Source organism: Reyranella sp. (assembly GCF_050185545.1).
GTDB lineage: Bacteria > Pseudomonadota > Alphaproteobacteria > Reyranellales > Reyranellaceae > Reyranella.
Genome location: NZ_JBFWZI010000208.1, coordinates 1 through 11167, shown reverse-complemented (window position 1 = coordinate 11167; position 11167 = coordinate 1). Strand labels below are relative to the sequence as shown.

Sequence of the window (11167 nt, the reverse complement as noted above, 5' to 3'; positions counted from 1 at the left end):
TCCTTGACGGTCGCGAGCACGCCGGCACACTTCCGCGCGACGGGCGACAATGCACCCTCACTCACCTTCACATCGTCCCCCAAAACGAGGCAATGTTCACTTGACCACGGGTAGGAAGTCCTCCCCAGCGAAGCTGGTGAGGAGGGGAGTCTCACCGCAAGCGCGCGGCAATCAGGTCGGCGATGAGCCGGTTGCCGGCGGCATTGGGATGCCAGCGATGGTACAGGGCGTCGACTCCCTCTGCCGAGATGGCACGGTCGAAATCATCGTAGGTGTCGATCGTCTCGATCCCGGCCTTGGCCGCGCACGACAATGTCGCATCAAGTGCCCGATGTTGCCGGGCGAGCGCGCCGAGCCAGCGCCAGCGCCAGGCATCCGCGTCGTAGAGGCCCACGACCATTGTTCTGGCCTCGATCTTGCGACCGTACGCGGCGAGGCGCTTCATGAGCAGACAGGCGATGCGATCGCCCTCGCCCGCAGGATGGACGCGCAGATCGTCGTGGCTCCACGCGTCCATCAGGCCGAGCGCCTGCATCGTCATCTGCACCAGCACCGACCGGCCCAACAAGCGCTGCCACAGCGTCAGGGTTGCATGCTGTGCGGCCGGCGGCGGAACCGGTACGTTGCGCAGCGCGAGGGTATTGCCCGCCACATCGAAGTAAGGCTTGTCGGCTCCCCAAACGCGACTCATCTCGGCGCGACGCAGGTCGTCGTGAATCAGGGCAACGACGATCACGCCCGGGTGGACGGTGCGCGCGATCCTCTCGACCCTGAGCACGATCTGGTCGATGCCATAGCCGTTTGCCCCGGCATTGACGACCGTCTGCCCGAGAAGGGATTGCAGGGCGACGGGCCAGGTGTCGGCGTCGTCCACCTCGGCCCCGTAGGTGAAGGAATCGCCGGCGGCAAGGATCGGCGGGCCAGGCAAGGAGAGCGGCGCGCCCGCCGGCGCCAGGCGCAGTCCCTGCGCATCGTGACTGGCGTTGGTCCGTCTTATGGTTCCGTCGCTTTCGCGCGCCATGTTGAGCAGCCGCGCCTCGGGGAGCGGAGCGAAGCCGAGCCCCTCATCGTACACCGCATAGCGGGCGACATCGGTGGCGCTTTCGGCACGATTGAGGGGCACCAGGTTGGGCCACTGCGAGAGCCACTCCGGTCCGCGCAGCAGGCGGGCGCCCAGCTCGAGAACGATCAGGCCGAACAACAGGGAGCCCAGCAGAAGGAGGAGGCGGCCTAGCATTCCGCTTCGACATTCGGGCGAACGGGCTCGCCTTGGACGCCGGGGGCAATCATCGTGTCTGCAAGTCCGATGGTACGGGGAGCGCATTGAACGGGCAATGATCTGTACGAGACGCGGCGTGGCGCGCTAGGCTCGACGGTTCATGGAACAGGGGAGGCGCGACCGATGTTGCTGCGTTCGCTCAACATTCCAAGAAGCGAGTTCGAGGCGGGCACCGGCTGGACGTTGAAGCCGGAAGGCGCCTGCCGGGGCCACGTGTGCATCCCGCTGTCGCGCCCACCCGGTGACACGATCGACGTTGCGCGGACCGCCCGCGACATGGGCATGCCGCTGGTCGATGCCGCGGAGCATGGGCTGTGGGCGCTTGGGCCGGCCGCCATCGGCTCGCGGGCGCTGGTGACGGCCGAGGCGCCTGACCTGAAGCTGCCCGACCTCGACGGAAACGTGTTCCAGCTGTCGAGCCTGCGTGGCCAGAAGGTCTTGGTGTACGCATGGGCGCCGTATTGAGGTTGTTCGCGAGACTTGCCCGTGTGGCGGTCCCTGCGCGACGAACTGCATTCCAATGGCTTCGAGCTGGTCACGGTCGGGCTCGACACATTGGGCGACGCCGGCTGCCGCGCTTTCATCGAGGCGGCCCGGCCGACGCATCCTTCCCTGATCGACCGGCATCACGTGCTGGCCGAGCTGCTCGGCGTGATCAACATCCCGAGCAGCATATGGATCGACGAGAACGGCATGATCGTGCGGCCGGCCGAGGCGGCGCCGGCGCCGCCGCAGCCGGCCAGCGGACCGCGGCTGACATTGCCTCCCGATGCACCCCAGCGCTTCGTCGAGATCATGGCCGAAGCGGCGAAGATCCGGCGCGACACCGAGGCCTATCATGCCGCACTGCGCGACTGGGTGGCGCACGGCGCGGAGAGCCGGTTCGCGCTGTCGCCCGACCAGGTGATCGAGCGGTCCCGCCCGCGTGATGCGGACAAGGCGCGCGGTCACGCCCACTTTCAGCTCGCCTCGCAGCTCGAGATGGACGGCCATCGCGAGGCGGCGGTGCGGCACTTCCGCGAAGCCCATCGCCTGGTGCCGGACAGCTGGACCTTCCGCCGCCAGGCATGGTCGCTCGAGAAAGTCGGCAACGACGCGCTCGCCCGCTTCTGGCAAGGGCCGGATCCCAAGGCGCCTGATGCCTGGCCGTACGAAGGCGACTGGCTGACCGACGTGCGCAAGATCGGCGCCGAAAACTACACCGAGCCCTGGCGGCCGTGACCGGCGGCTGTCGACAAACTTCCCACACACCACAATCACAAAGGTCGGCACATAATGAAGGCTGTCTATATCAAGCAATTCGGCGGGCTCGACGCGCTGAACTACGGCGATCTGCCCGATCCGACACCGAGTGCCGGCCAGATCGTCGTCGACACGCACGCCGCGAGCGTCAACGGCGCCGACTGGAAGGTGCGCGCCGGCGAGTATCCCGGCTCGCCCACGTTCCCGATCATCCTCGGGCGCGACTTCTCCGGCGTGGTAAGTGCGGTCGGCGCGGGCGTCGGCGATCTCGCGATCGGCGACGAGGTATTCGGCGTCCTCGAGGCGGGACGCGACGGCACCTACTGCGAGAAGATCGCCATTGGCGCGGCCATCGTCGCCAGGAAGCCTGCGAGCCTGTCGCACGTCGAGGCCGCGGCGATCGCCCTGATCGGTCTCACCGCCATCCGCTCGGTCGAGGATACGCTGAAGCTCAAGGCCGGCGAGACGATCCTGATCCAGGGCGGCGCCGGCGGAGTTGCGGGCTTCGCCATCCAGCTCGCCAAGCACCTCGGTGCCCGCGTCGTCACCACAGGCAGCGCCGCCAATCTCGACTACCTGCGCGGCCTCGGCGCCGACCAGGTGATCGACTACAACGCCACTGACTTCACCAAGGTCGTGCAAGGGTGCGATGCGGTGTTCGAGACGGTGGGCGGCGACGTGGCGACGCGGTCGTTCGCCGTTCTCAAGCCGGGCGGACGCGCCGCCTTCATCGCCTCGGGCGCCCAGGCGCCCAAGCCCGAGCGCAGCGACGTCGTTGCGCTGCGGCCTGCAGTCAGTCGAGCGCGGGCGCCGCTCGAGCGCATCGCCGAGCTCCATCGCATCGGCGCCGTCCGCCTGCCGCCGATCACGCAGTACAGCCTGTCCGATGCGGCCGCGGCGCTGAAGATCAGCGAGGCGCGGCACCTGAAGGGCAAGCTCGTGTTCAAGCTGCGCTGACGGTTTGTGAGATCGGTCCGTGAGATTGCCGTTCATGCTATTCCGGGCCGCGAGCGTCTCGCTCGCTCATGCACATGAGCGAGCGAGGCGCTCGCGGCCCGGAAGAAGATGACCTCGGGGGTAGGCTCACACAATCCGAGCCGCGCGGCCCGACTGCCCCTTCGCCTGTGGCTCGTGGCCCTCTGCTCCATGCTCCTGCTCGCCCCCGGCGTGGCCGCCCAGACCGTCGTCCCGGTGGCGCGGCCGTCGGGCGCCGCCGTCGCCGATACCCTGCGCGGCGGCTGGTATCCCTGGGATCCCTATCAATATCAGGACTTTAGGCGCGGGGTTGCGCTTCTCACCGGCTTCGACATCGAGATCGAGCGCGCGATCGCCCGCATCATGGGCCTCGAGATCGACCTGCCGTTGCGCGAGTGGGAGCCTTACCTTGCGGCGATTGCTGCCGGCACGGCCGACATCGCGGCCGGAGCGACGAAGTCGGAGGAGCGCGAGCGCTATGCCTACTTCTCCAAGCCCTATCGAACCGAAACGAACGTCCTGATCGTGCGGCGCGGCGCAAGTGCGCGACTTCCCGTCGCGACTGTCGACGAGATGCTCGAGGCGTTTGCCAAGCAGAAGTTTCGGCTCGGCGTGATCGGGGGCTACGTCTACGCCGACAAGCGCATCAACACCTTCATTGCCGACCCTGCCAACAAGGATCGCATCGTTGCGGTTGAGACCGATTCCCGGAATCTCCAGAACTTGCTGGGCGGCGTGATCGACGGCTTCCTGGCCGATCGTGTTTCCGCCGCCACCACGGCGTGGCGCCGCAACGAGGCTTCGCTGATCGAGGAACATCCGCTGCGCGTGTCGACCGATATCCATTTCATGCTGAGCCGTGCCAGCCAGACGCCCGAGCGGGTCGGCCGCATCGACGCCGCGATCGACCAGTTGAAGGGGAGCGGCGAGTTTCATCGCATCGCGCGCGTCTATGTGATGCCGGTGCTGACCAACCAGACGATCGATACCGGCTGGTTCCGCTTGCTGGTGTTCCTGGGGACCGTGGCGTTTGCCCTTTCCGGCGTGCTGCTGGCGCACGAGGGCAGGTACACGGTATTCGCGGCTATGCTTCTCGCCGTCCTTCCGGCGGTCGGCGGCGGCATCGTGCGCGACCTCCTGCTGCAGCGCGAGCCGATCGGCATCGTGCGGCATCCCGACACCCTGCTGATCGTGTTCGGCACCGTGCTGGCTGGCATGCTGATCATCAGGGGCGCGGCGCTCCTGCAGGCCGGGCCATCGGCCCGCCATCTGGTCCTGCCGGCGGCGCTGGCGAGCCGGTCGATCGAGGTGACGGATGCGGTCGGGCTCGCCGCCTTCACCGTCACCGGCGTGGTCGTGGTGCTCGATGCCGGAGTCCAGCCGCTGTGGCTGTGGGGCCCGATCGCCGCGGTACTCACCAGCGCGTTCGGCGGCCTGATGCGCGACCTGTTCCGCCACGATCGCGTGGTGGCCAACCTGCGCGGTGAGCTCTACGCCGAGATAGCCTTCGTCTGGGGTCTGGCATTCGCGCTCTTCCTCGACTGGGAAGGCGATCGGCTGCAGGCGCAGGAGATTGCGTTCGGCGTCGCGGTCACGGTCGCCGGGGCTTTTCTCAGCCGCATGATCGCGATCTCGCACCGGACCAAAGGTTGGCGCTTCAGCTGACCGTCCGCCAAGCTCTCATCGTCGATCGGACTGCGGGCGGGACGCCCGCAGTCCGGTTGAGAACGACGATGCTACTTCTTGACCAGAGGGCAGGCACCGTCGCTGAGCGGCCGGAACGCCTCTTCACCCGGCACCGTGGCGATGATCTTGGCCAAGTCCCAGGGGCCCTTTGACTCCTCGGGCGTCTTGACCTGCATCAGATACATGTCGCGGATGACGCGACCGTCCTCGCGCACCTTGCCGTCCTTGGTCATGAAGTCGTTGATCGGCAGCTTCTTCATCTGCGCCATCACCGCCTTGGCCTCGTCGGTGCCGGCGGCCTGCACGGCCTTCAGATAGTGCAGCACTGCGCCGTAGGTGCCGGCCTGGATGAAGCTCGGCGGCCGGCCCATCTGCTTGGTGAAGCGGTCGGAGAAGGCGCGTGCGTCCGGATTCATGTCCCAGTAGAACGGGCTCGCCATCAGGAGGCCCTGGGCGATCTTGAGGCCGACGCCATGGACATCGGGGAATTGCATCAACGGGGCGCTGATGCGCATGCCCTGCTTGACCAGGCCGAACTCCGCCGCCTGCTTGACGCCGTTGATGATGTCGTTGCCGCCATTGGCAAACATCAGACCCTTGGCCTTCGACGACTGCGCCTGCAGGACGTAGGAGGAGAAATCCTGGGTGTTCAGCGGATGGCGCGCCGAGCCCAGCACCTTGCCGCCGGCCGCCTTGATGAAGCTGGTGGCGTCCGATTCGACCGCCAGCCCGAAGGCGTAATCGACGGTGATGAAGTACCAGCTGTCGCCGCCCTGCTTGCTGAGCGCGGTGACGATGGTCTTGCTCTGGCCATAGGTATCGTAAATCCAGTGGATGCTGTGCCCAGTGCACGCCTTGCCGGTCAGCTCCGAGGTCGCCGCCGCGGTCGGCATGACGATGCGGTTCTTCTCCGCGGCGACCTTGACCAGGGCAAGCGCTATCGCCGAATTCGGGATTCCGATGATCAGGTCGACGTTCTCGTCGTCGTACCAGCGCTTGGCGATACCGACGCCGACGTCGACCTTGCTCTGGAAGTCGGCGCTCACCAGTTCGATCGGCTTGCCAAGCACGGAGCCACCGAAATCGGCGATGGCGAACTTGGCAGCGGCGACATCGCCTGGCCCGGTGTTCTCGGCATAGGGTCCCGACATGTCGTCGAGCACGCCGATCTTGACGGCCTGGTTCTGCGCCAGTGCCGTCCCGCCGAAAAGGCCGCACGCGACCAACACCGCCACTGCGGCCCTTGTGATGTGCATTGTTTCCTCCGACTTGACGTTGTTGGCGCGAGCCTAGCACGCAGGCGCGGGGATGACGCGAGTCTTGCTTTGCTCCGCGGCGAGGACACGTCTTTCATTTCCTCCCCGTCATCGGGGAGGTGTCCCGTTAACGGGGCGCAGGGGGAGGGCCGCAGTAAAGATGCTTCAGATTCCGACGTCGGACCTTCAAATACTTCGCGTGGGGCTTTCCCCCTTCGGCCCTCCGGGCCACCTCCCCCGATTACGGTAGAGGAATGGAGGTCCGCCCCGTAGCCGCGAAGCCGGATCGGAAAATGCCTCGCCGATCACGAAGCTCGTGCAGCCGCCAGACTCGCCAGCAGCCGGACGTCCTCGAGCTTTTCGAGGTGATCGACCGACTCGATCAGGCGTGAGCCGGCGTCGGGAGCAAGGGGCTCGGCGGCGAAGTCTAGGCAGCGCGTGAACTTGGCGAGGTGCTGCTCGTGGGTAAGGGGACGCGCCGGGTTGGCGAGCATGGTCTCGCATCGCCATGCAAGGCTGCGGCCGTCCTTCAGGTGCACGGAAAGGCTTTGCGGGGCGAGGGCATTGGGATCGGGGTTGCCGTCACTCAGCGTTTGCACGCGGGCCGCCAGCGCGTGCGTCGCCGGATCGGCGAGCGCCTCGCCGCGGAAATCAGAAAGGTCTAGCCTGCCGCTCTGGAGCACCTTGGCAACGGCGTAGGCCATGCATAGGCGGCAATAGCTTGCGCCGCTGCCGCGCAGCAGAGGGCGGCTGACGAGGCGTGCGGTGAGCGGCGGCACGCGGATCTCGATGCGGTCGACGTCGTCGGCGGTGAAGCGATGAGCCGCCTGCAGGGCTGCCACCCCTTCGATACCGCCGTGGGTGGCGCGTCCGGCGGGGAAGGGCTTGTGGCTGAACTGGGCGATGCTCCAGTCGCGGCCGAGGCTCGAGAGCACCGGCTCGAGCTCGAAGCTGCCCTCGAACAGCGCAAGATAGCCGTACGGGCCTTCGAACACGGCGCGCGCCGGCGCAAAGCCCAGGGTCGCAAACTCGCAGGAGTGCAGGGCGGCGCGGGCGTTGAAGCCGACCTGCGCCGGCAGGATCGGGCTGCCTTCGCTGTGGGCCTGCATGGTGCCGCTGGCCTGCGCCAGCTGCCAGGCAAAGGCTGCCTGCAGGGCCTCGGGCGCGAGGCCGAGCACGCGGCCGGCCGCGGCGACGGCGCCGAAGCCGCCGGCCGTGGCAGGACGGAAGAAGCGGAAGCCGGCGCGCGATGCGAGCCCCAGCCCGGCCGCGACATCGACGCCGACCGCGACCGCGGCCATCAACTCGCGGCCGGCGACGCCGCCGCGCCGCTCGGCGGCGGCCAGGGCCGCTGGCAGGACGGACGCCATGGCGTGCACAACGGCGCCCTCGTGCAGGCAATCGTATTCCTGGTTGTGCATCTGCCAGGCGTTGACGAAGGTCGCTGCCGCCGCCGACAGTCTGGCCGTGCGGCCCCAGACGGGGGTGTCGCCGGCGCCCCAGCCCGCAGCGATGCGCGACAGTCCGGCGGCGCCCTCGACCGACGAGCCGGCGATTCCGACGCCGAGACTGTCGAGCACATAGACCTTGACGGCGTCCACGGCAGCGCCGGGCAGGTCGGCGAAGCGCGTGTCGAGGGCGTGAGCGGCAAAGCGGTTGGCGGCGGTCATGCCGATGATTAGCGTACGCGCCCGGCCGCCGCTATTGTCTGGCGGCCACAGTCCATCGAGAGCAGCGCACCATGAGTACACCGGAAATCGACAAGGACGAGCTGCAACGCATCCTGAAAAGAAACGGGCACGACCTCTCGCCTGCGCAGATCGAGGCCATAATGCCGGGCGCGGCGATCTTCCGCCGGATGATCGAGCGCGTGAACGCGCCATTGCCGCGCGAGGCGGAACCCGCGCTCACCTTCGACGTCGGGCAGGGCCGATGAACTTCCTCACCATCGCCGAGGCGGCGACTCAGATCGCGGCCAGGAAGCTCTCGCCCGTGGAGCTCGCGAAGTCGCAGCTCGAACGCATCCGACGCCTCGATCCCCAGCTCGACTCGTTCCTGCTCGTGACCGAGGAACGCGCACTCGCCGATGCCAGGGCAGCGGAGGCGCGGCAGATGGCAGGCACGTTGCGCGGCAAGCTCGACGGCATCCCGATTGCCCACAAGGACATTTACAACACGGCCGGCATCCGCACGACGGCGCACTCGAAGCTGCTCGAGCACAACGTGCCGACGCACGACGCCCACACCGTGAAGAATTGGGCCGACGCCGGCACGGTCATGCTGGGCAAGCTCGCCACGCACGAGTTCGCCTTCGGCGGTCCGTCGTTCGACCTGCCCTGGCCGCCGGCGCGCAACCCGTGGAACCGCGAGCATTTCACCGCCGGATCGTCGTCCGGCACGGGCGCCGCCATTGCCGCTGGTCTGATCCTGGGCGGCACCGGCTCCGACACCGGCGGCTCGATCCGCGGACCGGCCGCGCTGTGCGGTATCGCCGGCATCAAGCCGACCTACGGGTTGTCGAGTCGCGCCGGCGTCCTGCCGCTCGCCTTCACGCTCGACACTGCCGGGCCGATGGCGTGGACGGCCGAAGACTGTGCGCTCCTGCTGCAGGGCATGGCCGGCCACGATCCCGAGGACCCGGCCAGCGTCGACCGCCCAGTGGCGAATTTCACCGCCGAGCTCGGCAGGGGCATGAAGGGCCTGCGCATCGGCGTCGTCCGGCACTTCTTCGAGATCGACAACCGCGCCTCCGATGCAACTCGCGCCGGTATCGATGCCGCCCTGGATTTCTTCCGCAAGGAAGGCGCCGAGGTGCGCGACATCACCCTGTCGCCCGCCGCCGACTACCACGCCGTCGGCTACCTGCTGATGGTCACTGAGGCCTACACCCTGCATGCGCCGTGGCTGCGCGAGCGCTTCACCGACTATGGCGAGCTGTTCCGCGACCGGGTCGCCCTGGCGGCGACGGTGAGTGGCCCCGACATCGTTCAGGCGATGCGCCGACGCCGCATGCTATGCTTGGAGATGGCCGCGGCGATGGAGGATCTCGACGTTCTCGTCAGCGCTTCGCAGGCGGGCGAGGCGCCGCGGATCGCGGACGTGCCGAAGTGGGGCAACATGGAGAAGCCGTCTTTCACCATGCCGTTCAACGTCACCGGTTTTCCGGCGATCAGCGTCTGCACCGGGTTCGGCGAGGGTGGCCTGCCGGTAGCCGTGCAACTCGCCGGCAAGCCGTTCGCCGAGCCGACGCTGTTCCGCGCTGCCCACGCCTACGAAACCGCCATGCCGTGGCGCAGGCAGCGGCCTGCCATGGCCGGTTGAGGCGCGAGGAACCGCGGAGCCCTCGTCTTGCGGACCGCGGGCGTCTCGCCCGCTCATGATCATGAACGTGAGCGGGCGAGACGCCCGCGGTCCGCAAGACCAAGACGCCGGCACCCACAGAATATTGGCGCAATCAAGACAGCGGCCTGATCCGCCGGCGCATATCTCGCGTGTCATCCGGGGTTGCTTGATCGGCCCGTTGCGATGCCGGACAATTGCCGTGCCGACTGTCACAGGGAGGAGATGGCAATGCCCTTCACGTTCCTGATGAATGGTGACGTCCTGCCGAGCGTTACGACATCGCAGATCCTGCTGCGTCGGCACCGGCCGCAATCCCTGATCAAGTCCGACGGGCATTTCGGGCCGCGCACCAAGGGCGCGGTCGAGAACTTCCAGTCGTTTCATCACCTGGGGCGCGACGGCATCATCGGTCAGAACACGTGGAACAAGTACATGGACGTGAGCGGCTTCCAGACGATCGACGTCGTTGATGGCACCGACCCGTCGCTCGTCAACCTCGAGGCGGCGGATGTCCGGGCTGCCGGCGGCGATCCGATCGTCGTGTTCGGCATGTCCAACGGCATCGAGTTCGTCACCAACCAGATCGTAGCCCGCGGGAGGCGCGAGAACGTCATGCTGCTGCGTTTCCACGGACACGGCAATCGCGGCCTGCAGAACGTGACGGGCGGCGAGATCAATGGCGCGCCCCATCTCGCGGCGATCTCGCTGTCGAACTTCTCCCAGGTCGAGGGAACCATCCGGCGCATTCGGCAGGTGCTGCTGCCGTTCGGGTCGGTTCAGCTCCTGGGATGCGATGTCGGCGGCGGCCGGGGCTCACAGCTCGTGGCGCGGCTTGCGACGACGTGGGGTGTGCCGGTCACGGCAGGTCTGCACACCCAGTTCGGCGGCGGCAACCGCACGTTCCGATTCGAAGGTCCCACGGTCACCGGCTTCCCGTTCGGCGACTTGAAGTCATGGTCGCAGCAGATGGAAGACCGTTTCGGCAACCAGAGCATGTCGACCTGACTCGTGCTGCGGCTCGATGTCGAGGCCCTTGATCGGGTCGATCCACACCGGTCCTTCCTCATCGATGACCTCTCGAAGCAGGCCTTTCAGCGGAAGGTGAGGCCCTCGAAGCGCCCGGAGCGGCGCCATTCGTCGATGTACTTGAAGTAGGCCGACGCACCGGCCGGGTAGCCGACGGCGAGCCGGGCGGCAAGGCCGGCGTCCTGGCCCTCGTTGTTGTAGTAGCCCGGTGTGCAGTCGGCGCCGCCGGTCATTCGCCCGACGCTGGTCAGCAGCAGTTTCACCCACTCTTCCTCGGCCTTTTGCGTCACCTCGATCTCGCGGAAGGCGTGGTCGAGGGCGTGCCGTACCATGGTCGCAATGGTGCGGCCGGACTCGGTGA

9 protein-coding genes and 1 pseudogene are annotated in these 11167 nt (G+C 67.5%); 6 read left to right on the top strand and 4 right to left on the bottom strand.

From position 1 onward, the window contains the following. Positions 1-151: 151 nt before the first annotated feature. Positions 152-1237, bottom strand: a complete 1086-nt coding sequence (locus AB7O82_RS32785) for an SGNH/GDSL hydrolase family protein (protein WP_428554733.1) — start codon at positions 1235-1237, stop codon at positions 152-154. 165 nt (positions 1238-1402) lie between these two features. On the opposite strand from AB7O82_RS32785, the gene AB7O82_RS32780 reads away from it, so the two are divergent. The 3 genes from AB7O82_RS32780 to AB7O82_RS32770 all read left to right on the top strand — a co-directional run bounded on the left by AB7O82_RS32780 (position 1403) and on the right by AB7O82_RS32770 (position 5161). Next, the gene (locus AB7O82_RS32780) at positions 1403-2500 is read left to right on the top strand and encodes a ResA-like WAxxUGC motif-containing protein (protein ID WP_428554730.1); all 1098 of its coding nucleotides are present in this window, start codon (positions 1403-1405) and stop codon (positions 2498-2500) included. A 54-nt stretch (positions 2501-2554) separates the two neighbouring features. Beyond that, entirely contained in the window at positions 2555-3478 is a 924-nt protein-coding gene (locus AB7O82_RS32775) for an NADP-dependent oxidoreductase (protein WP_428554727.1), read from the top strand. 189 nt (positions 3479-3667) lie between these two features. Continuing rightward, positions 3668-5161: a TRIC cation channel family protein gene (locus AB7O82_RS32770; protein WP_428621270.1), complete on the top strand. Its 1494-nt coding sequence runs from the start codon at positions 3668-3670 to the stop codon at positions 5159-5161. Positions 5162-5232: 71 nt separating this feature from the next. Here the strand turns inward: AB7O82_RS32770 and AB7O82_RS32765 are convergent, their stop codons facing one another. Both AB7O82_RS32765 and AB7O82_RS32760 read right to left on the bottom strand, forming a co-directional pair. Beyond that, positions 5233-6438, bottom strand: coding sequence for an ABC transporter substrate-binding protein (locus AB7O82_RS32765; protein ID WP_428621269.1), 1206 nt, complete (start codon positions 6436-6438; stop codon positions 5233-5235). A gap of 305 nt (positions 6439-6743) precedes the next feature. Next, the gene (locus tag AB7O82_RS32760) at positions 6744-8108 is read right to left on the bottom strand and encodes an MmgE/PrpD family protein (protein ID WP_428556255.1); all 1365 of its coding nucleotides are present in this window, start codon (positions 8106-8108) and stop codon (positions 6744-6746) included. A gap of 71 nt (positions 8109-8179) precedes the next feature. Here AB7O82_RS32760 and AB7O82_RS32755 point away from each other — a divergent pair, with 71 nt between their 5' ends. The 3 genes from AB7O82_RS32755 (at position 8180) to AB7O82_RS32745 (ending at position 10785) form a co-directional block, all read left to right on the top strand. Next, positions 8180-8374: a hypothetical protein gene (locus AB7O82_RS32755; RefSeq protein WP_428556253.1), complete on the top strand. Its 195-nt coding sequence runs from the start codon at positions 8180-8182 to the stop codon at positions 8372-8374. Further along, positions 8371-9759 (top strand): amidase, encoded by a 1389-nt coding sequence (locus tag AB7O82_RS32750; protein WP_428621267.1) that lies wholly within the window; start codon positions 8371-8373, stop codon positions 9757-9759. The genes AB7O82_RS32755 and AB7O82_RS32750 overlap by 4 nt, the downstream gene beginning before the upstream one ends. A 249-nt stretch (positions 9760-10008) precedes the next feature. Continuing rightward, entirely contained in the window at positions 10009-10785 is a 777-nt protein-coding gene (locus AB7O82_RS32745; RefSeq protein ID WP_428621265.1) for a peptidoglycan-binding protein, read from the top strand. Positions 10786-10871: 86 nt separating this feature from the next. Here the strand turns inward: AB7O82_RS32745 and AB7O82_RS32740 are convergent. After that, positions 10872-11167, bottom strand: a pseudogene (locus tag AB7O82_RS32740) (monooxygenase); the annotation flags it as partial.